At 63.8% G+C, this 20577-nt stretch carries 20 protein-coding genes; 6 read left to right on the top strand and 14 right to left on the bottom strand.

Annotated elements, in window-relative coordinates; translation table 11 throughout:
* Window positions 1-11: 11 nt before the first annotated feature.
* Genes folP through AC1DSF_RS13620 form a run of 3 tightly spaced genes read left to right on the top strand, consistent with a single transcriptional unit; the run spans window position 12 to window position 2719 of the window.
* Window positions 12-866, top strand: coding sequence for a dihydropteroate synthase (folP, locus tag AC1DSF_RS13630; RefSeq protein WP_478123398.1), 855 nt, complete (start codon window positions 12-14; stop codon window positions 864-866).
* A 2-nt stretch (window positions 867-868) separates the two neighbouring features.
* Window positions 869-2203: a phosphoglucosamine mutase gene (gene glmM / locus AC1DSF_RS13625; RefSeq protein ID WP_478123397.1), complete on the top strand. Its 1335-nt coding sequence runs from the start codon at window positions 869-871 to the stop codon at window positions 2201-2203.
* A 12-nt stretch (window positions 2204-2215) separates the two neighbouring features.
* Window positions 2216-2719 carry a GNAT family N-acetyltransferase gene (locus AC1DSF_RS13620; RefSeq protein ID WP_478123396.1) on the top strand — a complete coding sequence of 168 codons (504 nt, stop codon included), beginning with the start codon at window positions 2216-2218 and terminating at the stop codon, window positions 2717-2719.
* A gap of 68 nt (window positions 2720-2787) precedes the next feature.
* On the opposite strand, the gene AC1DSF_RS13615 is transcribed toward AC1DSF_RS13620, so the two are convergent.
* The 5 genes from AC1DSF_RS13615 to AC1DSF_RS13595 are packed head-to-tail and all read right to left on the bottom strand — an operon-like array spanning window position 2788 to window position 8318.
* A complete protein-coding gene (locus AC1DSF_RS13615) occupies window positions 2788-4059 on the bottom strand; it encodes an acyl-CoA dehydrogenase family protein (protein ID WP_478123395.1) in 1272 nt (423 codons plus the stop codon).
* A 41-nt stretch (window positions 4060-4100) separates the two neighbouring features.
* A complete protein-coding gene (locus AC1DSF_RS13610; RefSeq protein ID WP_478123394.1) occupies window positions 4101-5189 on the bottom strand; it encodes a phosphotransferase in 1089 nt (362 codons plus the stop codon).
* A gap of 17 nt (window positions 5190-5206) precedes the next feature.
* Window positions 5207-5929: a Crp/Fnr family transcriptional regulator gene (locus AC1DSF_RS13605; protein ID WP_478123393.1), complete on the bottom strand. Its 723-nt coding sequence runs from the start codon at window positions 5927-5929 to the stop codon at window positions 5207-5209.
* A gap of 56 nt (window positions 5930-5985) precedes the next feature.
* Entirely contained in the window at window positions 5986-6765 is a 780-nt protein-coding gene (locus AC1DSF_RS13600; RefSeq protein ID WP_478123392.1) for an oxepin-CoA hydrolase, alternative type, read from the bottom strand.
* A 32-nt stretch (window positions 6766-6797) separates the two neighbouring features.
* Window positions 6798-8318: a 3-hydroxyacyl-CoA dehydrogenase gene (locus AC1DSF_RS13595; RefSeq protein WP_478123391.1), complete on the bottom strand. Its 1521-nt coding sequence runs from the start codon at window positions 8316-8318 to the stop codon at window positions 6798-6800.
* 146 nt (window positions 8319-8464) lie between these two features.
* Between AC1DSF_RS13595 and AC1DSF_RS13590 the strand changes: the two genes are divergently transcribed.
* Window positions 8465-10639 carry a tetratricopeptide repeat protein gene (locus AC1DSF_RS13590; protein ID WP_478182945.1) on the top strand — a complete coding sequence of 725 codons (2175 nt, stop codon included), beginning with the start codon at window positions 8465-8467 and terminating at the stop codon, window positions 10637-10639.
* Here the strand turns inward: AC1DSF_RS13590 and AC1DSF_RS13585 are convergent.
* The 3 genes from AC1DSF_RS13585 to lexA all read right to left on the bottom strand — a co-directional run bounded on the left by AC1DSF_RS13585 (window position 10629) and on the right by lexA (window position 14107).
* The gene (locus tag AC1DSF_RS13585) at window positions 10629-11801 is read right to left on the bottom strand and encodes an MFS transporter (RefSeq protein ID WP_478123389.1); all 1173 of its coding nucleotides are present in this window, start codon (window positions 11799-11801) and stop codon (window positions 10629-10631) included. The two genes, AC1DSF_RS13590 and AC1DSF_RS13585, sit on opposite strands and share 11 nt — an antisense overlap.
* Window positions 11798-12805 carry a D-2-hydroxyacid dehydrogenase family protein gene (locus AC1DSF_RS13580; protein ID WP_478123388.1) on the bottom strand — a complete coding sequence of 336 codons (1008 nt, stop codon included), beginning with the start codon at window positions 12803-12805 and terminating at the stop codon, window positions 11798-11800. The genes AC1DSF_RS13585 and AC1DSF_RS13580 overlap by 4 nt, the downstream gene beginning before the upstream one ends.
* 627 nt (window positions 12806-13432) lie before the next feature.
* A complete protein-coding gene (lexA, locus tag AC1DSF_RS13575; protein ID WP_478123968.1) occupies window positions 13433-14107 on the bottom strand; it encodes a transcriptional repressor LexA in 675 nt (224 codons plus the stop codon).
* Between the two features lie 72 nt (window positions 14108-14179).
* Here lexA and AC1DSF_RS13570 point away from each other — a divergent pair, with 72 nt between their 5' ends.
* A complete protein-coding gene (locus AC1DSF_RS13570) occupies window positions 14180-15181 on the top strand; it encodes an asparaginase (RefSeq protein ID WP_478123387.1) in 1002 nt (333 codons plus the stop codon).
* A gap of 3 nt (window positions 15182-15184) precedes the next feature.
* On the opposite strand, the gene adk is transcribed toward AC1DSF_RS13570, so the two are convergent.
* The 6 genes from adk to AC1DSF_RS13540 all read right to left on the bottom strand — a co-directional run bounded on the left by adk (window position 15185) and on the right by AC1DSF_RS13540 (window position 18942).
* Window positions 15185-15841, bottom strand: coding sequence for an adenylate kinase (gene adk, locus AC1DSF_RS13565; protein WP_478123386.1), 657 nt, complete (start codon window positions 15839-15841; stop codon window positions 15185-15187).
* A 109-nt stretch (window positions 15842-15950) separates the two neighbouring features.
* Complete coding sequence (gene kdsB, locus AC1DSF_RS13560) at window positions 15951-16721, bottom strand: 3-deoxy-manno-octulosonate cytidylyltransferase (RefSeq protein WP_478123385.1); 771 nt, start codon at window positions 16719-16721, stop codon at window positions 15951-15953.
* A gap of 14 nt (window positions 16722-16735) precedes the next feature.
* The gene (locus AC1DSF_RS13555) at window positions 16736-16918 is read right to left on the bottom strand and encodes a Trm112 family protein (protein ID WP_478123384.1); all 183 of its coding nucleotides are present in this window, start codon (window positions 16916-16918) and stop codon (window positions 16736-16738) included.
* A complete protein-coding gene (lpxK, locus tag AC1DSF_RS13550) occupies window positions 16899-17885 on the bottom strand; it encodes a tetraacyldisaccharide 4'-kinase (protein ID WP_478123967.1) in 987 nt (328 codons plus the stop codon). The genes AC1DSF_RS13555 and lpxK overlap by 20 nt, the downstream gene beginning before the upstream one ends.
* Window positions 17882-18307, bottom strand: coding sequence for an ExbD/TolR family protein (locus tag AC1DSF_RS13545; RefSeq protein WP_478123966.1), 426 nt, complete (start codon window positions 18305-18307; stop codon window positions 17882-17884). The genes lpxK and AC1DSF_RS13545 overlap by 4 nt, the downstream gene beginning before the upstream one ends.
* 2 nt (window positions 18308-18309) lie before the next feature.
* The gene (locus AC1DSF_RS13540) at window positions 18310-18942 is read right to left on the bottom strand and encodes a MotA/TolQ/ExbB proton channel family protein (RefSeq protein WP_478123965.1); all 633 of its coding nucleotides are present in this window, start codon (window positions 18940-18942) and stop codon (window positions 18310-18312) included.
* 310 nt (window positions 18943-19252) lie between these two features.
* Between AC1DSF_RS13540 and xseA the strand changes: the two genes are divergently transcribed.
* Window positions 19253-20566 carry an exodeoxyribonuclease VII large subunit gene (xseA, locus tag AC1DSF_RS13535; RefSeq protein ID WP_478123383.1) on the top strand — a complete coding sequence of 438 codons (1314 nt, stop codon included), beginning with the start codon at window positions 19253-19255 and terminating at the stop codon, window positions 20564-20566.
* The last annotated feature ends 11 nt before the right edge of the window (window positions 20567-20577 follow it).

The following is a 20577-nucleotide window of genomic DNA, read 5'->3' as shown; positions in this document are numbered from 1 at the left end:
GGAGCCGGGGAATGACGGCGATCTGGCGCACCTCGCGCTTCGCGATCGATTTGGCCCAGCCCAAGGTGATGGGCATCGTCAACGTCACGCCTGACTCGTTCTCCGACGGCGGCGCCCATGCGTCCACTGAAGCCGCTGTGCGTCATTGCGCCGAGTTGGTCATACAGGGTGCGGACATTCTCGACATCGGCGGTGAGTCGACCCGCCCCGGAAGTCCCGCCGTACTTCTCGATGCGGAACTGGCGCGCGTGGTGCCTGTCGTTCGCGAAGCGGTGAAACTTGGAGTGCCAATCTCCGTCGACACCTACAAACCCGAGGTCATGCGTGCAGTGCTGGAATTCGGCGCTGACATCATCAATGATGTGTGGGCGCTACGGCGGCCGGGTGCGCTGGAAGCCATTGCGGCGCATCCGCTCTGCGGCGTTTGCCTGATGCACATGCATCGCGATCCGCAGACCATGCAAGTCGCACCGATGATCGGCGACGTTGTTCCTGCCGTTCACACCTTCCTGGTGGAGCGCGCATCGGCGCTGACGACTCTGGGCGTCAAGCCGGACAGGATCGTGATCGATCCGGGCATCGGCTTCGGCAAGACTGTGGTGCAGAATTTCGCTCTGCTGGGCCGTCAACGCGAGCTGCTCGCGTCGGGTTGGCCGTTGCTCGCAGGATGGTCTCGCAAGTCTTCACTGGGCGCGGTCGCAGGCATCGAATCGGCGCAGGATCGCATGGTGCCCAGCGTCGCGGCCGCCGTGCTGGCCGTGGAGCAGGGCGCATCGATCGTGCGCGTGCACGATGTGCGTGAGACAGTGGCGGCGCTCTCCGTTTGGTGCGCCATGAAGCAAGAACAACGAGGACAGGAAACATAACGATGACAAGGCAGTATTTCGGAACCGATGGCATTCGCGGAACGGTCGGGCAAGCGCCGATCACGCCTGACTTTGTATTGCGCCTTGCCCACGCCGTCGGCCGTGTGCTCAAGAAGTCGGAAGCGCGGCCGACCGTGCTGATTGGCAAGGACACCCGCATCTCCGGGTACATGCTGGAGTCGGCGCTCGAGTCCGGGTTCAATTCCGCGGGTGTCGATGTCGTTCTGCTCGGGCCGCTGCCCACTCCGGGCGTGGCCTACCTGACGCGGGCGCAACGCGCGAGTCTCGGCGTCGTCATTAGCGCCAGTCACAACGCCTACCCAGATAACGGCATCAAGTTCTTCAGCGCGCAGGGCACCAAGCTCAGCGACGAATGGGAGCTGGCGGTCGAAGCCGTGTTGAAGGAGCCACCAGTCTGGGTCGATTCAAAGAATCTCGGCAAGGCGCGACGCCTGAACGACGCGCCCGGGCGCTACATCGAATTCTGCAAGAGCACCTTCGCCACCGACCTGACGCTGCGAAATCACAAGCTCGTCGTTGACGCAGCGCACGGCGCCGCCTACCAAGTGGCGCCTTCCGTCTTTCACGAGTTGGGCGCGGAAGTGACGAGCATCGGATGCGCACCGGACGGTCTCAACATCAACAAGGATTTCGGGGCGACGCATCCGCAAGCCTTGATCGATGCCGTGAAGACGCAAGGTGCCGACTACGGCATCGCGCTCGATGGCGACGCCGATCGTTTGCAACTGGTCGATGCCAGCGGGCGGCTTTTCAATGGCGATGAGCTGCTGTACCTGATGGCGATGGAGCGCATCGCGCGCGGCGAAAAGCCCGCTGGTGTCGTCGGCACGCTGATGACCAACAAGGCGGTCGAGATGGGCCTGAGGGCTCACGGGATCGAATTCGTGCGGGCCCGGGTCGGTGACCGCTATGTTCTGGAAGAACTCGACAAGCGCAATTGGCTGCTCGGCGGCGAAGGCTCGGGCCACCTGCTGGCCTTAGATCGCCACACCACGGGCGACGGCATCGTCAGCGCGCTGCAGGTGCTTCAAGCATGCGTGCGAAGCGGCCGCAGCGTGGCTGAACTGCTCGCGGGCGTGACGCTCTTTCCGCAAACACTCATCAATATTCGGTTGAGCGAGGGCCAGGATTGGAAGGCCAACCGGGTGCTCGCGGCCGAAACGGAGCGCGCCGAGGCTGAACTGGGCGACTCAGGCCGCGTGCTGATTCGCGCCAGCGGCACCGAGCCGCTTCTTCGCGTGATGGTCGAGGCCAAGGATGCCGCGCAAGCCGAGGCGTGCGCGCGGCGGTTGGTCGCAGCAGTCGAAGCCGGTTGAAGTGGGGCGGCCATGATCAACGTCTTGACGGCGGACTACCGCAATCCCGCGCATGCACGCGCACTGGTCGACTTGCTTGACACCTATGCGCGGGATCCTGCTGGCGGTGGAACTCCGCTTGCCCCCAGCGTGCTGGCCGGCTTGCCCGAAGCCTTGGCAGCACGCCCGCAAGCCTTCAGCGTGCTGGCCTATGACGGTGAGCAGGCTGTGGGCCTCATCAACTGCATCGAGGGCTTTTCTACCTTTGCGTGTCAGCCGCTCGTGAACGTCCACGACGTCGTGGTGTTGGCCACTCATCGCGGGCAGCGGGTCACGCAGCGCATGTTCGCGCACGTCGAGGCGGAGGCACGAACGCGCGGCGCGTGCAAGCTCACATTGGAGGTGCTTTCCGGAAATCGGAGCGCGCTGCGAGCGTATGAGCGCGAAGGCTTCGCCAGCTTCCAGCTCGACCCTGCCTTCGGCAGCGCCATATTCCTGGAGAAAAAGCTCGCCCCCAGGTTGGCTCACTTCGTGTAGCCGCCCACCCCCTCTGACCGGGGGCAACACCAGCGGCCTGGCAAAGCCAGTTCCGCGGTGTTTCTGGATTAGAAGCGAGTGACGGGCATTCCTTCGTCGCCCTTGCTCGGCGCGTACTTGCCGAGTTCCCACTTTGCGATGGCGTTGCGATGGACCTCGTCCGGACCATCCGCAAAGCGCAGCGTGCGCGCGCCGGCGTAGGCGTAGGCGAGCGGGAAGTCGTCGCACATGCCGCCGCCGCCGTGGACCTGCATGGCCCAATCAATGACCTGGCAGGCCATGCTGGGCGCCACGACCTTGATCATTGCGATTTCAGTCTTTGCGACCTTATTGCCGGCGACGTCCATGAGCCACGCGGCCTTGAGGGTCAACAGCCGCGCCATGTCGATCTTGCAACGCGCTTCGGCGATGCGTTCCTGCGTTACGGTCTGCGATGCAACCGTCTTGCCGAAAGCCACCCGCGACGAGGCGCGCTTGCACATCAGTTCGAGGGCGCGCTCCGCCAGCCCGATCAAGCGCATGCAGTGGTGAATGCGTCCAGGGCCAAGCCGGCCTTGTGCGATTTCGAAGCCGCGGCCCTCGCCCAGCAGGATGTTGCCCACTGGCACGCGAACATTCTCGAAATACATTTCGACGTGCCCGTGTGGCGCATCGTCGTAGCCCATGACATTGAGTGGCCGCACGATGCGAATGCCTTTGGTATCGGCCGGCACGATCACCATGCTCTGCTGTGAATGCCTGGGCGCGTCAGGTTCCGACTTGCCCATCGTGATGAAGACCGCACAGCGCGGGTCGGCAGCACCCGAGATCCACCATTTGCGGCCGTTGATGACGTACTCGTCTCCCTGGCGCTCGATCCGGGTCGAGATGTTGGTGGCGTCGCTCGATGCCACGTCAGGTTCCGTCATTGCAAACGCAGAGCGGATCTGGCCTTCGAGCAGTGGCTTGAGCCAGCGTGCCTTGATCTCGTCGGAGCCGTAGCGCGCGATCGTTTCCATGTTGCCGGTGTCGGGCGCCGAGCAGTTGAAAGCCTCGCTTGCCCATGGCACACGTCCCATGATTTCGGCGAGCGGTGCGTATTCCTGATTGGTCAGGCCCGCGCCTTCGTAGCCCGATGCCGCGGCGCTGTCGACCGGCAGGAACAGATTCCACAAGCCGGCCGCCTTGGCTTTGGTCTTGAGCTTCTCGACGGTGTTGAGTGCGGTCCACCGCTTGCCGGCGGCCGTGTTCGCCGCGAGTTCGGCCGAATACTCGGCTTCAGCGGGGTAGATGTAGTCTTCCATGAAGGCCGCGACGCGCTTCTGCAAGTCTTTGGTTTTGGCCGAATATTCGAAGTCCATTTCGTCTCCTGGTGTTAAGGGTTCAGGCGCTCATCGCGAGCTCATGCCCGTTCTGCGAATTGCCATGCCATTTCGGCCATCGGGCGCGCGCCGCGGCCGGAAGCCACTGCCTGCTCGCTGGACGCAGTGCCGGCCTCGACCCGCTTGGCAATACCTTGCAAGATCGCTGCCATGCGGAACAGGTTGTAGGCCTGATAGAAGTTCCAGTCGGGTGCGAGCGCCTCGGGCGTCGTGATGCCGGTTCGGTCGCAGTACTTGCGGATGTACTCGCTCTCGGTCGGGATGCCGAGGCTCTTGAGGTCGAGCCCACCAATGCCGCGGAATGAACCGGGCGCGATGTGCCATGACATGCAGTGGTAGCTGAAGTCGGCAAGCGGATGGCCCAGCGTCGACAGCTCCCAGTCGAGCACGGCGATTGCACGCGGCTCGGTAGCGTGGAACATCAGGTTGTCCAGGCGGTAGTCGCCATGGACGATCGAAGTCATCTTCTCGTCGCGGGCACTGGCCGGGATGTGCGCCGGCAACCATTCCATCAGCCGATCCATCTCCGGAATCGGCTGCGTGACGGACGCCACGTACTGCTTGCTCCAGCGGCCGATCTGGCGTTCGAAGTAGTTGCCCGGCTTGCCGTATTCCGCAAGGCCGCGCTCGGCGAACTTCACCGAATGCAGCGCCGCGATCACCCGGTTCATTTCGTCGTAGATTGCGGTGCGCTCGGCATTGCTCATGCCGGGCAGAGCTTGGTCCCACAGAACGCGTCCGGCCATGAACTCCATGACATAGAAGGCGCGGCCGATGACCGCCTCGTCTTCGCAAAGGCAGTACATGCGCGGAACCGGCACGTCGGTACCTGCAAGGCCGCTCATGACCTTGAATTCGCGCTCGACGGCATGAGCGGAAGGCAGCAGCTTGGCGACAGGACCCGGCTTGGCGCGCATCACATAGCTCTGCGTGGGCGTGACCAGCTTGTACGTCGGATTGGACTGGCCGCCCTTGAACATCTCGATCGTGAGCGGTCCCTTGAAGCCATCGAGGTTCCTTTCGAGCCATGCGGTCAGCGCGTCGACGTCGACGACGTGCTGCGGAGAGACGGCACGCGTGCCGACGAATTTGTCGAAGTCCTGGGTCATGTCTCTGCAGTCTTGAGTTATTGGTCGTCGGCTTCCGAAATGCGCATCAGCGCCGAGCGATCGAGCACCACCAGACCGGCTGGTTCGATGCGGATCGCGTCCTCGCGCTCCATGGCCTTCAGTTCCTGGTTGACGCGTTGACGCGACGCGCCGAGCAATTGGGCGAGCTCTTCCTGGGCGAGCTGCAGACCGATGCGCATCTGGCTGCCGTCCGCGAGATTCGGCACGCCGTAGCTGCGAACCAAATGGACGAGTTGCTTGGCAAGGCGCGCTCGCAAGGGCAGGGTATTGAGATCCTCGACCAGCCCGAACAACTGCCGAATGCGACGCGCCTGAAGCCGCATCAGCGCTTCGTAGAGCTCGATGTGATTGGCCAGGATCTTCTGGAAATCCGCACGCGCCACGCAAAGAATCGTCGAATCGCCATGCGCATAGGCATCGTGCGTGCGCCGATCCCCGTCGAAGATCGCCACGTCGCCAAACCAGATGCCCGGCTCCACATAGGTCAGCGTGACCTGCTTGCCCGACACCGCGGTCGAACTCACACGCACGGCACCCTTCGCACACGCGATCCACTGCTCGGGCGGATCGCCGCGAGCGGCAATCAGTTCGCCGTCCTTGTAGCGTTTGACGAATGCACATCGGAGGATGTCGTGGCGCAGTGAGGGGGAAAGTGAAGAAAACCAGCGACCACCGTTGATCGCTTCTCGTTCTTCGATGGTAAGAATGGGGTCGTCCATGGACTGTCCTGTCGGTGACTGAAGGAGGTAGGGGCTGTCGCGAGAGCGACCTGCTGCTATTCGTAACGTGGTGTTTGCTTGTCGAGAAAGGCGGCGATGCCAATACCCGCATTCGCGTGATGAAGATTGCGAACGAAGTGGTCACGCTCTGCCGACAGCTGCGAAACGAGGGTGGCGCCGCGAGCTTCACCGAGCAGTTCCTTGATGCTTGCCATCGAGTTCGGCGCGCGCGCATTGAGCTTTGCGGCAAGCGCGAGAGCACCTGAAAGAGCCTGGCCGTTTTCGGTGATCTCGTTGATCAGGCCCAATGCATGCAGGCGCGATGCATCGAGGCGCTCGCCCAGCATGAGCCATTCGCTGGCCAGTTGGCGGGGCAGCATCCGTCCGAGATGCCAACTCAGACCGCCGTCCGGCGACAGTGCGACATTGCTGTATGACGCCGCGAAGACGGCGTCGCGTGCGGACACGACCAAGTCGCACGCCAGCGCCAACGAAAAGCCCGCGCCTGCGGCCGCTCCTTCGACCGCGGCGATGACAGGCTTGGGAAACGTGCGGATCGTGTCGATCCAGGTGTGCAATGCCTCGATGCTTTCGGCCTGCACCGAGGGATCGAGCGTCCGGTTGTTCTGGAGCCGTTGCAGGGATCCGCCCGCGCAGAACCATTTGCCTTCGCCGACGAAGACGACGCTGCGGATCTCAGCACTGTTCTCGGCGCCGTTGAGCGCCTCGATGCCTGCCGCGTACATCTCGGGCCCGAGCGCATTGCGCTGCGATGGGTTGGAAAGCGTCAGCACCATCGTGCTGCCTTCTGTGGTGCTCTTGAGTTCTGCGGTCATGGGTGGTCTCGTGTGTCTCAGGGTTCTGCTCTTTACTCTTCTTGATGTGTGAGGCTCAGGCCGAGCGCTCCGCGGCGGCGCAGCCAAGGGCTCGGGCGATAGCGCGGGTCGCCGTACACGGTCTGCAAGTTGAACAGCACCTCCAGCATGTTGGTCGGGCCGTACAAGTCACCCATTGCCAACGGACCTTGCGGATAGCCGAGGCCGAGCCGCACCGCCAAGTCGAGATCGGCGGGCGTGCAAACGCCTTGCTGGCACATGTCGCAGGCGATGTTCACGATGGTGGCGACCACGCGTTGCGTGACGAAGCCACCGCTGTCGCGGATCACGCTGACTGCCTTGCCGTCGCGCGCGAACAGTGCATGCGCCGCGTCGCGCATGTCCCGGCGTGTTGCAGGATTGGTTGCGATGACGCGCCGCTTGGTCGCGGCATCATCGACCATCATGTCAATGCCGACGGTGCGCGTGGCGTCAAGCCGTTCGACGGCCGCCACGGTTGTCACATCGAAGCCAAGGGGCGCAACCAGGATCAGCGCGGAAGGAGAGGGCGTTGCACCACTTTCGAGTTGGGCGCCAAGCGCATGCACCAGCCGCAGCAGCTCAGGGCGCCGGGCTGCGCGGGGAGACACCCAAACCGCCGGCATGGCGTCGACGGTGGGTGATGGCGCCTCGGGGGTCTGTTGAATGGCACCGTCGACATAGCGATAGAAGCCTTCGCCCGTCTTGCGGCCCAGCGCGCCGGCGGCCAGCCGTTGTGCCGTGATCACGCTCGGGCGATATCGCGGTTCGTCGTAGTACTGGCGATAGATCGACTCCATGACTGGGTGCGAGACGTCGAGCGCCGTCAGGTCCAGCAACTCGAAGGGCCCGAGTCGGAAGCCCGCCTGATCCTTGAGGATGCGGTCGATCGTCGCGAAATCCGCGACCCCTTCGCTGGCGATGCGCAATGCTTCGGTGCCGTAGCCGCGCCCCGCGTGGTTGACGATGAAACCGGGCGTGTCCTTCGCCTGGACCGCGCTGTGGCCCATCTGCTTGGCATAGCCTGAAAGCCGGCGGCAGACTTCAGGGTCCGTCTTGAAACCGGCTACCACCTCCACGACTTTCATCAGCGGGACCGGGTTGAAGAAATGAAAGCCGGCCATGCGCTCGGGATGTTTCAGCGCGGCGGCAATGGCAGTGACTGAGAGGGACGATGTGTTGGTGACCAAGGTCGCCGAAGGCGCGACGGCGGCTTCGAGATCGCTGAACAAACGACGCTTGACCTCGAGGTCTTCGATCACCGCCTCGATCACGAGATCGCAGCCGGCGAGCTCCTGCATCGAATCGACGGCGGTCACGCGGCTGGACAACTCATCGCGTTGTGTCGCGTCGAGCTTGCCTTTTTCGTGTTGCTTTTGCCATTGGGCAAGAATGGCGTCGCGGCCGCGCAGAGCTGCGCCTTCGAAGCTGTCCAGAAGGAAGACCTTGCTTCCGGCTTGGGCAGCGATTTGGGCAATGCCTCGCCCCATTGCGCCGGCGCCGATCACGGCGGTGTTGGAAAAGTTCACAGTCATTTGATAATTGTCTCTCCGTGGGTCGGGGTCCCTGACGCACATGTCAGAATGTGTCAACTTTTGATTGCTTCTTGAAGCCTATTTTGCGATTTCCACGCTTGGCGGCGAGCCTGCTTCTTTTCGGGGTCGTCCTCGAATCATCCGCCTTGACGATAGGCCGGCCCCAGGGCGCCGTCTGGATCGGCAAGCCGATCGACATGGTGATCCCGATCTCGCTGGCAGCCACCGAGGACGGAGGCTCCCTATGCCTCAACGCCGATATCTTGCAAGGGGACACGCCCATGCTCGACCGGCGAGTGACTGTATCGCTGGAATCAGGCGGGAGTCCGGGCAATTCGAACATCCGGGTGCGCTCGACAGTCCCCGTCGAAGAACCGGTCGTCACGGTGACCGTCCGCGCCGGGTGCGACACGAAGACGAGCCGGAGCTATGTGCTGCTTGCGGATGTGCCTTCGGACGTGACGCCGCCGGCTGTTGCGTTTGCCAGTGCTCGCGCCTCCGTAGAAGTGGCGACCGCACCGCGGGCATCCCTGCGCCCGGTGTCGCGTACGGCCGGCAGCGGCGGAGCGTCCGGTTCCGATGGGGCGGCGACGGGGGCGAAACGCTCTGCGGCATCGGCCGACTCGACATCCGACCGCGATCCGGCAACGTCCGCGCAGCGCAAACCAAGCGCCTCGCCCGCACCTCGTCGCGCTGCCGTCGTTCAGGCGCCGGCCGCTTCGCGTGCTGTCAATGTGGCTCAGGCATCCCCGGCTGCTCAGCCGGCGAAGGCGGCACCCGTCGCCGCAGGACCTCGACTCCAGGTGGATGCGTTGGAGCCGGAGCCGGCAAAAGACGCGGGCCTGAAATCGACCAGCCAATTGAGCTTGCCGGCCGTAGAGGATCCGACTCGCCGGGCCGCGGCCGCCGCTCTCTGGGGCGCCCTGGATCCTGCCGCCGAGCAGGCCGGGCGCGATGCCCAACGCGCCAAGGAAATGGATGCCACCTTAGCTGCCATGCGCGAGCAAACGGCGCAGAACCAGCGCGCACTGGCCGATATGCGGAGCGAACTGGCACAGGCACGCGAAAGCCAATATCGCAATCCGCTCGTCTACGCGCTGCTCCTCGCATTGTTGTTGGCTCTGGTCGGCATACTGCTGCTGTGGCGCATGTCGCGCAGGGCGGTGGCGCCCGCGTGGTGGGGTGATTCGGAATTGAAGCGTGGCGACCCGATGCCAAAGCTCGGAGCGAAGCGCGTTCGGCGGCACGGCGGTTTGCTTGACGAAGATGAGGATTTGGACCCGGATCCCGATTCGGAGCAGCATGAGCAGCCGCGCAAGCGCAGCCTCGGTGTGTCGACCTTCGGTGCCAAGCCGTTTGCCATACCCGATCAGCCGGATCAGGCCGACAGTGATTTCGGCGAGCCGCCGCATCCCTCTCGCGCCTTGGACAGCGTGCCGGCGCGGCTCGTCAATACCGAAGAACTCCTGGACGTGCAGCAGCAGTCGGATTTCTTCCTCTCGCTGGGCCAGCACGATCAGGCCATTTCGGTTTTGCGGGAGCACATCGAAGCCAACCCGGGCACCAGTGCGCTGGCGTACCTCGACCTTTTGCGGATCTACCATGCGCTCGGGCGCGAGGACGACTACGCCGGCGTCGCCGAAGAGTTCGAGCGGGCATTCAATGCCGACGTGCCCGCATTCGAGAATTTCACGGATACGGGCAAGGGCCTCGAACATTATCGAAGCGCCCTGGCGCGCATCGAATCGCAATGGCCTGCGCCGAGCACTTTGGCCTTTATCGAAGAACTGATCTTCCGAAAGCCCGGTGTCCACGAGGACGGGGCCTTCGATCTTGCCGCCTACCAGGAGCTTCTGCTGCTCTATTCCCTGGCCAAGGAAGTCATCGAACCCGCGAGCGCGCCGCCGGTCCTGGTCACGCCGCAGGCGTTTGCGGACACCTATGGGCATGATGGCGAGCTGACGGCGACTGCGCCTCTCGGCCCGGAAACGGAGCCGCCTGCAATAGAGGACGGTCCTGTCCTTCCGCCGTCGATCTATGGGTCGATCGACGAGCGTTTGCAACATGACACCGTGCTGATCCCGGATGCACCGGCGACGCTGCCGGCAGACGTCGATGCTCCGGCGCCAAGGCCAGAGAGGCCTCCGCTTGAACTCGATCTTGCCGAATTCGACAAAACGGCTTACGAGACGATGCCGACGCCGCTCGAGCAGCCCAAGGCGCCGCCAGCGCCTTCGACCGACCCGCATCTGATCGACTTCGAACTCTTCGATCCGAGCACCGAAGCGGAAATCGCCCCGCGCCCGATCATCAAGCGCTGAAAGCGGGGGCGCGCCGCTGCGCCTTTTCGACGGCGATGCTGAGCGCAATGGCAAAGAGCATCGTCGCAAAGCCAACCCAGCTCATCCATGCGGATTCGTCGTTAGCGAGGAGCCAGCCTCCGGCTGCTGCACCGATGGCCTGACCGATGTAGATCCCTGAACTGTTCAGTGCGACCGAGCCAGGCGCAAGCGAAGGCTCGAGCGACACCAGGCGCGCCTGTTGCGCCGAATTGGTCGCGAAGCAGCCCAGCCCCCATGGCGTCAGCAGCAGCGCTAGCCACGCCAGCGTGACGCCGAGCGGCCAGAGCAGCAAACTCAAAGCGATCAACGCCGTCGTCAGCAAGACCATGCGCGGTGGCCCCACACGGTCGATGTAGCGGCTGACGAGCACGTTGCCCACCACGCCGCAAGCGCCGAACCATGCCCACATGAGACCCTGTTGAGTGGCGTTTGCACCCAGCTGCTGCTTAAGCAGCGGGGCGAAATAGCTGAACAAGACAAACTGGCCGGACCCCTGCAGCGCGGTGACGCACACCACACCCATCAGCAAAGGACTTTTGAGCACACGGCCCCACGACTCGCGCGACAACGCAGCGGGTCGAATGCCGGAGGGCAGTTGCCGCCAGACCCAGATGGCGCTCACGAGCGACAACATCGAGATCAGCAGGAATGCGGGCCTCCACCCGAAATGGCCGCCTATCAGCGCGCCGATCGGAAGCCCCAGCACCGACGCCATCGACCATCCGAGAAAGACGAAAGTGACGGCACGCCCGCGTTGTTCGTTCGGCACCAGGAGACCGACACAAGCGGCTGCCTGCGGCGTGAAGATGGCTGGCGCCACCACCGTCAACATCCGGACGACAAGCAGTCCGACGAAGTTCGGCATCAGGGTCGCAACAAGGTGCCCGCCCGCGTACCAGAGCATCGTGCAGGTCAGCAACACGCGGCGATCCCACCCGGCGACAACGGCGGCAAGCAACGGAGCCCCGAGACACATCACGACCGCCGCGGCGGTGATCAACTGGCCGGCGGTTGCAGCGCTGACCTGCAGTGATGCACTGAGCTCATTGAGCGTTCCGGGCACGACCATCACGCCCGTGCCGATCACGAAGTTGCCAGCCAGCAGGGACCACAGCGCGGCCGACGGTGCCGACTGTCTCAACGCCGGACCTGCAGCGCGCCAGGATTGACGATGTTGGTCGGATTGCCCTTGATGAAGCTGACGACGTTGTCGAAGGCTTGCCCGAAGTACATCTCGTAGCTGTCTTGCTCGACATAGCCGATGTGTGGCGTGCAGATGCAGTTTTCGAGGCGGAGCAGCGCGTGGCCTTGCAGCGGCGGCTCGCTTTCGAACACATCAATGGCGGCGAGGCCAGGCCGACCACGATTGAGCGCAGCAAGAAGAGCGTCTTGCTCGACAAGCTCCGCGCGCGACGTGTTCACGAACAGCGCCGTCGGTTTCATGCGCGACAGGTCTTCGAGCGTCACAAGCCCCCGCGTCTCTTCCGTCAGCCTCAGGTGAACCGACAGGACATCGGCCGCGGCAAAGAAGGTGTCTCGGTCCGATGCGACCTGGAAGCCGTCGGACCTTGCCTTGGCGCAGCTTTGCTCCCGGCCCCAGATGACCACCTGCATGCCGAAAGCCTGCCCATAGCGAGCGACCAATTGGCCGATGCGACCATACCCCCAGATGCAGAGCGTCTTGCCCTTGAGCACCGAGCCCAGGCCGAAGTTCGGAGGCATCGACGCCGACTTGAGGCCCGACTGCTGCCAGGCGCCGTGCTTCAGGTTGCTGATGTATTGGGGCAGCCGGCGCATGGCGGCCATGATCAGGGCCCAGGTCAGCTCGGCCGGGGCCAGCGGCGAGCCCGAGCCTTCGGCGACGGCGATGCCGAACTCGGAACAGGCATTCACGTCGACGTGACTGCCGACGCGACCTGTCTGGGAGATGAGTCTCAGCTTCGGCAGCTTTTCGATGAGTTGCCTGGAGATGTTGGTGCGCTCACGGATCAACACAATCACTTCGGCATCCTTGAGGCGGACCGAGAGTTGCCCGATGCCCTTGACTGTGTTGGTGTAGACCTTGGCCGCATAAGCGTCGAGCTTGGCTGCGCACTTGAGCTTGCGCACCGCGTCCTGATAATCGTCGAGGATCACAATGTTCATGGCGTGCCATTGTGCCTCGCACCGCCCACGTGCTGTGTCGGCGCACTGCCTGGCCTCCGCTTATCTTGAACAATTTTGCGGCGAGAGCAGCGCGCTTGCGGGCTTCTCTGCCGTCAATGCAGATGAGCGCGAAGGCCTGGCGACGGGGGAGAGGCGGCGGCCTCGAGTGCTACGAGCCTGTCGAGCTCGGCGCATACGTCCGCCATGCGGCCGGAAATCACCACCCGGCCTGGATGGCGACCGGTTTGCTGGGCATCGACCATCCGCACGACTCGAAGCGGCCGTGCCGCCGAGCTCGGCGCATCCTCGCGAGTCGCCGGACTTTGGCGCAACCCGCAGCTTGGCCGAACCCCGACATAGCGCAAGCCCGCCGTGCTGATGTGGCTTGACCGACGCGTTGGCATCCATCGGCTGGCCAATGTCTGCAGAGGCGAGATCAGGTCGACGATGCTAAGAAGAGCGATTCCCATGTGAACTCCAGAAAAGTCAGAGATTGAACATAGGCAGGATTGCTTTCATTGGCCACGACAGGGTGATGGCACTACGCCATACGCCCGCCACCTGTCGCGGCCGTCAACGAGGCGAACACGGGTGCAGGCCGAGTTCGCTTGCAGGATGGTCGAAGGGTTACATCAACATCGTGTTGCGGATCAGTCCGACAGCGAGGCCTTCGATCTCGAAGGGCTCACCCGGTTGAACAACGATGGTGGGGTAGTCAGGGTTTTCGGCGTGCAGTTCGATGACTTGCTTGTTGCGCTTGAGCCGTTTGACAGTGACCTCATCGCCCAGGCGGGCGACCACGATCTGGCCGTTGCGGGCTTCCTTCGTGGCCTGCACCGCCAGCAGATCGCCGTCCATGATGCCGGCGTCGCGCATGGACATCCCGCGCACCTTGAGCAGATAGTCGGGTTGCCGCTGGAACAGCGTGTTTTCGACATAGTAGGTTTGGTCGACGTGTTCTTGAGCCAGGATCGGCGAGCCGGCTGCCACTCGGCCGATCAGCGGCAGCGCGAGTTGTGCCATACCCGGAAGGGACAAGGAAAATTGGCTGTTTCGGGACTCGTTGAGCGCGCGCAATGCATCGCCCTTGAGGCGGATACCGCGCGACGTGCCACTGACGAGTTCAATCACCCCCTTGCGCGCGAGCGCCTGCAAATGCTCTTCGGCTGCGTTGGCAGACTTGAAGCCCAGTTCAGCCGCGATCTCTGCGCGAGTGGGAGGCGCACCGGTGCGCGCGATGGCGCTTTGGATCAAATCCAGAATCTGCTGCTGGCGGGCGGTAAGCTTGACTGCGAACTGCATGTGGGCTCCTGAAGGAACTGGCTGAATATCCAGTACCTGTATTTTTAACCAGTTTTCTGTGGTTGGCAAGTCATGAATGAAATCAAACAAGGCGACGAGCGCATCCGCAAGGTGATCGTGCTGGGAACAGGCGGCACGATCTCAGGCCGCGCCGAGTCTTCGGCCGACAACATCGGGTATACGGCCGGCCAAGTGGGCGTCGAGGAACTGCTGGGTGGAATCAAAGCGCCGGCTGGCGTGGAACTCGCGGCCGAACAGGTGGCGCAGATCGACAGCAAGGACATGAGTTTTGCAATCTGGCAGAAGCTCGCGCAGCGGTGTGTGCACTGGTTGGCGCAGCCCGATGTGTCAGGGCTCGTCATCACCCACGGAACCGATACGCTGGAGGAAACCGCGTATTTTCTGCATTCCGTCATTGCATCCGCATCGGTGAAACCTGTGGTGCTCACGTGCGCGATGCGGCCCGCCAGCGCGCTGGTGCCGGACGGTCCGCAGAATGTGTGCGACTCCATCGTCGTTGCGTCCACCCAGGGCGCGCGCGGTGTCGTGGCCGTCTGCGCCGGGGCCATGCACGGTGCGGTCGACGTCCAGAAGGTGCACACGTACCGGCTCGATGCCTTCGCCTCCGGCGATGCCGGACCGTTGGGTTACGTCGAGGAGGGGAGTGTTCGACTAGTGCGGACATGGCCGGCCCCCGCGCCAGCCGCCCACGAGGTCTTCAGTCGCGTGGTTGCCGCGCGCAAGTGGCCGCGCGTCGAGGTCCTGATGAGCCATGCGGATGCGCGCGGCAGCATCGTCGATGCCTTGGTGCGAGAGCGTGAGTTGGGGTCATCCGAAGTGCTTGATGGGCTCGTGCTTGCCGCCACCGGAAACGGAACCCTGCATCACGCCCTGGAAGCCGCTGCTTTGCGGGCTCAGGCCGCGGGCGTGTCGGTCGTCCGCGCTACGCGCTGTGCGCAGGGGCGCATCTTGCCAAGACAGAACGAGCTTCTTCGGGATGCAGGCGCACTGACGCCGGTCAAGGCGCGCATCGAGCTCGTGCTGGAGCTGCTGGCGGGGCGGCCATCGCCATGAAGATCAGGAGCTCAGTGCAGCCAGCGCGCGCTGAGTGATGTCGTCCACCGTTCCGACACCGCTGATGGAGCGGTACTTGGGTGCCGCAGCCGGGTCGGATTTGGCCCACTGCGAGTAGTAGTCGACCAGCGGCCGCGTCTGCTGGCTGTAGACCTCGAGCCGCTTGCGAACCGTCTCTTCCTTGTCGTCTTCTCGCTGGATCAAGTCTTCGCCCGTCAGGTCGTCCTTGCCGATGACCTTGGGCGGATTGAACTTCACGTGGTAGGTGCGGCCAGACGCCGGGTGTGAGCGGCGACCGCTCATGCGTTCGATGATGTCGGAAAAAGGAACGTCGATTTCAAGCACGTAGTCGAGCTTGACGCCGGCCGAGCGCATCGCTTCGGCTTGGGGGATCGTCCGTGGAAAGCCGTCGAAGAGAAACCCTTGGGCGCAATCGGGCTGCGCGATGCGTTCCTTGACGAGGTTGATGATGAGATCGTCGCTCACCAGCGCGCCCGATGCCATGACGGACTGTGCCTGCAGGCCAAGCGGCGTACCGGCCTTGACCGCGGCGCGAAGCATGTCGCCGGTCGAGATTTGGGGAATGCCGTATTTCTGGCAAATGAAGGCCGCTTGCGTGCCCTTGCCCGCACCCGGGGCGCCCAGCAAAATCAGTCTCATGGTGTCCTCGGAAGGTTTTTCGATTTATGTCGCGCCATGCTGCCTCCCATAGGATTTCCCAGGCGGAATTGCGGCGAGGATAGCATGCGCTCCCCCCGCTAAAACGAAGCTAGCCAGCAGCGAGAAGGGCGCGAACTCGCGCGAGATCCTCTGGCGTATCGATCCCGGGGCCGGGAGCATCCGAGGTGATGTGGACAGCGATGCGATGACCATGCCAGAGCGCTCGAAGTTGTTCGAGGGCTTCGGTGGTTTCGACGGGCGCAGGAGGCAGGCCCGGAAACTGCCGGATGAATCCAGCGCGGTAGCCGTAGATGCCGATGTGCCTCAAGGCCGGCGGCGACGTCGGCACTGCTTTCGGCCCCAGCGCCGCGAAGCCGTCGCGCCACCAGGGGATTGGGGCTCGGCTGAAGTAGAGCGCATAGCCCTTGGCGTCGAGCACGGTCTTGACCACGTTGGGATTGGCGAATTCCTCGGGCGAATCGATCGCGTGCGCCGCGGTGCTCATCGCTGCGTCGGGATGGTCCGCCAGAGTTCGTGCGACCGCGTCGATCAACGTCGGCTCGATCAACGGTTCGTCGCCTTGCACGTTCACGACGATGGCGTCGTCCGCGAGGCCGAGCTGCGCGCACGCCTCGGAAAGGCGATCGCTTCCGCTGGCGTGATCGGTGCGAGTCAGCAGCGCCTGCACGCCATGCGCCGCGCATGCGGCAATGATGCGCGGGTCGTCTCCCGCCACCACGACGCGCTGGGCGCCTGATACCAAGGCGCGCTGGGCAACGCGCACGACCATGGGCAGCCCGGCGATGTCAGCCAGCGGCTTGTCCGGCAGTCGGGTCGATGCGAGCCGGGCGGGGATCAGGACGACGAACGCCGCGTTCAATTCAGCCCGCCCGGTCAAAGGCCCAGCTCTTCGTCGGAAAGCGTCCTGGCTTCCGCTTCGAGCAGCACCGGAATACCGTCGCGCACCGGATATGCGAGGCGTGCGCTGCGCGAGACCAGCTCCTGCTTCTCAGCGTTCCAAGTGAGGGGCCCCTTGGTCACGGGGCAGACGAGCAGTTCAAGCAGCTTGGTGTCCATCGCGCGATGATAGCTTTGCGTCCAGCGCTGCGAAGAACGCATCCGACGTTTCGAAGACGAGCGGTACCGCCAATGCGTCGGGCACTTTGCACCAGAGCTTTACGGCGTCCTTTTCGGTGCAGAGCAGCGTGCGGCCGGTCGCGGGCGCATTCCAGTTGTCGAAATCGTCATGGTCCGGAAGTGCGATGCATTGTTCGAGGTGCAAGCCCCGCTCGCGCAGCATGTCGAAAAAGGCTTCTGGCTTGGCGATCGCCGCCACCGCGTCGAGATTTTGGTATTGAAGATCGCTCAGCGGAATCGTCGTGCCGTCTTTTCGGACGGCGTAGTCGGCCAGCATTCGCCGTGCAGTGAAGCCGTCGAACGCCGGCCGGCCGCCCGTGTGAAGCACCAAATCGCAATGACGCGGCCACTTTTCGCGCAAAGGTCCAGCGGGGAGCAGCCATCCGTTTCCGATGCCCCGGTCATCGAAAACGCAAATCTCGACATCGCGAGCCATGGCGAGATGCTGCAGGCCGTCGTCGCTCACGATGACCTCGGTGGTCGGATACCGAGCCAGAAGCGCGATCGCCGCGTCAACGCGCCGCCGTGCAACGAAGACCGGGACTCGCGTCGAGCGCCGGATCAGCGCGGGTTCATCGCCGACGTCACGAGGATGGCTGTCATCGAGGACTTCCCGGCAATCGTCGGTGACTCGCCCATGGCCGCGCGATACGACACCGGCGTGGATACCGCGCGTTTGAAGATGCCGCACGATGGCCATCACCGCAGGCGTCTTGCCGGACCCTCCGGCGATGACATTGCCGACGACCACCACGGGCACGCCAACTCGTGTGGTTCGCAGGATTCCGAGTCGATACAGGCAGCGCCGGAGCCCGGTGATCGCACCATACAACTGCGACAGCGGCCACAGCAGCCGTGCGAGCGCTCCGCGTTGCAGCCAAGCCTGCCGCAACGACGCCAAGGCTATCGTCCCGCCTGCGCGGCTGACTGTGTTGCGAAGGTGATCTGTATCAGACCCGCCCGGCGCGCCGCTTCCATGACGGTGATCACGGACTGGTGGGTTGCGCTGGCGTCGGCGCTGATGATCACGACGCGGTCCGTTGCTCCGCCGGTGGCAGCGGCCAGCGCCGCCGCTACGCCTTCCACGCTGCGGTCCGGCAGAACGCTCTTGTTGATCGAGTAGCGCCCATCGGACGACACGGCCACGATCAGTTCCTTCGGGTAGTCGCGCTGCGCTTCCGCATCCGCGACCGGCAGGCGCAACTGCATCTCGGTGAACTTGCTGTACGTCGTGGACAGCATCAGGAAAATCAACACGACCAGCAGGACGTCGATGAACGGAATCAGGTTGATCTCCGGTTCCTCGCGCGAGCCGTGGCGAAAGTGCATTCTCATCGGCGCAGCGTGTTCAGATGGCGTGCAAAGCGCTCGCCCGAGAGCTCGAGGTTCAGCAGGTATTCGTCGACCCGGCTGCGGAAGTAGCGCCAGAAAATCAGCGCCGGAATCGCAATCATGAGCCCGAACGCGGTGTTGTAGAGCGCAATCGAGATGCCATGCGCAAGCTGCGCCGGGTTGCCGGATCCGACGGCGCCGCTGGAGACCGACTGCGCGCCGAAGATCTCGATCATCCCGATGACGGTGCCGAGCAGGCCCAGCAACGGTGCAGCCGAAGCAATGGTCGCCAGGGCGGGCAGATAGCGTTCGAGGCGATGGGCGACCACGCGCCCGGCCGCTTCCATCGACACGCGCAAGTCATCTTCGCTGGAGGTCGGGTTGACATTGAGCGCACGAAAGCCCGCAGCAAGCACTTCGCCGAGGCCGGAATTCTTTTCGAGCTTGGTCACAACATCAGGGCCGGGGATCGCGCTGCGCGACACCGCGATAGCTTCGTCGAGCAGCTTGGGAGGCAAGACCTTGGAAGTCTTCAGGCTGGCGAATCGCTCGATGACGAGTGCCAGGCCGACGATCGAACAAGCGAGCAAAGGCCAGATCGGCCAACCCGCAGCAACTATGATGGAAAACAAGAATTCCTCCGGCCCATGGACTGCAAATGCGCGGCGATTATCCACCTTGCTGACCTGTATTCCGGCGCGGCTCCCGTGTAGGTGAGGGCGCACAGAATCTGTGGATAACTTTGTGATTAACGGCCTGGGCAACTCGCCCGAACCCGCACCAGATGGGCCTTCCCTTAAATCGAGCGATATTTGAGCACCGCTTTCTTCATAAAAATCAATGACTTGCACGGGAACATGCGCCCGCGCTGTGCATGGATGAGTTGTCGCAGCGACCTCCTGCCCGGTTGTGGAAGGTTTTCGCTTGTCACGCAGGTGAGGCATGAACGGACGTGAGCAAACACCTGCGGCCGGCGGGCGCGTCTGGGCGGTCGGAGCACTTTGCCGGGCCGTCGCCGATGCCTTGGACGCGCGCTTCAACCCAGTCTCAGTGCGCGGAGAAATTTCCGGCTTCTCGCGCGCCTCCAGTGGCCACTGCTATTTCTCTCTGAAGGACGAAGCAGGACAGTTGCGTTGCGCGATGTTCCGTCGCGCGGCGAGCCTGCTGGACTTCTCGCCGCGCGACGGCGACCAGGTCGAAGTGCGCGGTCGGCTCGCGGTGTATGAGCCGCGCGGCGATCTCCAACTGGTGGTGGAAAGCCTGCGTCGCGCAGGGCAGGGCGCACTCTTCGAGCAGTTCCTCCAGCGCAAGGCCAAACTGGAAGCGGAAGGCCTCTTCGATCCAACTCGAAAGCGAGCGTTGCCGACGATGCCGCGCACCATCGGCCTGGTCACCTCGCTGGGCGCGGCAGCGCTTCACGACGTCGCTACGGCACTGCGCAGGCGCGTACCGCAAATTTCGGTCGTGCTGGCACCGGCCGCTGTGCAGGGCGCGGGCGCGCCGGGCGAACTCGTGCGGGCACTGCAGTCGCTGTATGCCGTGGCACCGCAAGTGGACGTGATCCTGCTGGTGCGCGGGGGTGGTTCCATCGAGGATCTCTGGGCCTTCAATGACGAGTCGCTTGCGCGCACCATCGTGCGCAGCCCTGTCCCGGTGATCAGCGGTGTCGGGCATGAGACCGACTTCACCATCGCTGATTTCTGCGCGGACGTGCGCGCGCCAACGCCGACTGCGGCTGCCGAAATGGTCGCCGCGCCGCGCGATCTGTGGTTGGACGCCCTTGAACTGCTGGAAGACCGACTCCGCGGAGCGACCCTGGCGCGGCTGGATGCTTCGAACCAGCGGCTCGATGTGACGGCGGGCCGGCTCGGTCGCCCCTCTGAGCTGGTCGCCCGGCAACGATTGCGGCTCGCGCACCACGCCCAGCGGCTGCACTTCGCAGTGCTGTCGCGGATGGACCGGCTCGGACAGGCGCAGCAAGCCCTGGAAGCCGGACTTCCCATAAAGCTGCACGCAGCATTGGACCGGCAGCATCAGCATCTCAACCGCGCTGCGCTGCGTCTGCAATTGCTCGATCCGGCTCTGGTGCTTCGACGGGGGTATGCGTGGCTCACCGATGCGCAGGGACACGCCGTCACCAGTGTCGAGGACCTCGCCCCTGGCGACGATGTCCGTGCGCAGCTCGCAGATGGGATTGCCGAATTGACCGTGTCGAAGACCGAAACGAAAGGAAGGCGTCCGACGCCGAGTGTCTGATTTCCTTTCTA

The sequence above is a fragment of the Variovorax sp. 01N429 genome (assembly GCF_056399425.1).
This window is presented reverse-complemented; position numbering and strand designations above follow the sequence as displayed.

Coding starts and splice junctions, on each gene's coding strand:
- folP (WP_478123398.1), top strand. CDS start 12: ATGACGGCGATCTGGCGCACCTCGCGCTTCGCGATCGATTTGGCCCAG.
- glmM (WP_478123397.1), top strand. CDS start 869: ATGACAAGGCAGTATTTCGGAACCGATGGCATTCGCGGAACGGTCGGG.
- AC1DSF_RS13620 (WP_478123396.1), top strand. CDS start 2,216: ATGATCAACGTCTTGACGGCGGACTACCGCAATCCCGCGCATGCACGC.
- AC1DSF_RS13615 (WP_478123395.1), bottom strand. CDS start 4,059: ATGGACTTCGAATATTCGGCCAAAACCAAAGACTTGCAGAAGCGCGTC.
- AC1DSF_RS13610 (WP_478123394.1), bottom strand. CDS start 5,189: ATGACCCAGGACTTCGACAAATTCGTCGGCACGCGTGCCGTCTCTCCG.
- AC1DSF_RS13605 (WP_478123393.1), bottom strand. CDS start 5,929: ATGGACGACCCCATTCTTACCATCGAAGAACGAGAAGCGATCAACGGT.
- AC1DSF_RS13600 (WP_478123392.1), bottom strand. CDS start 6,765: ATGACCGCAGAACTCAAGAGCACCACAGAAGGCAGCACGATGGTGCTG.
- AC1DSF_RS13595 (WP_478123391.1), bottom strand. CDS start 8,318: ATGACTGTGAACTTTTCCAACACCGCCGTGATCGGCGCCGGCGCAATG.
- AC1DSF_RS13580 (WP_478123388.1), bottom strand. CDS start 12,805: ATGAACATTGTGATCCTCGACGATTATCAGGACGCGGTGCGCAAGCTC.
- lexA (WP_478123968.1), bottom strand. CDS start 14,107: ATGCAGTTCGCAGTCAAGCTTACCGCCCGCCAGCAGCAGATTCTGGAT.
- AC1DSF_RS13570 (WP_478123387.1), top strand. CDS start 14,180: ATGAATGAAATCAAACAAGGCGACGAGCGCATCCGCAAGGTGATCGTG.
- adk (WP_478123386.1), bottom strand. CDS start 15,841: ATGAGACTGATTTTGCTGGGCGCCCCGGGTGCGGGCAAGGGCACGCAA.
- AC1DSF_RS13555 (WP_478123384.1), bottom strand. CDS start 16,918: ATGGACACCAAGCTGCTTGAACTGCTCGTCTGCCCCGTGACCAAGGGG.
- AC1DSF_RS13545 (WP_478123966.1), bottom strand. CDS start 18,307: ATGCACTTTCGCCACGGCTCGCGCGAGGAACCGGAGATCAACCTGATT.
- xseA (WP_478123383.1), top strand. CDS start 19,253: ATGAACGGACGTGAGCAAACACCTGCGGCCGGCGGGCGCGTCTGGGCG.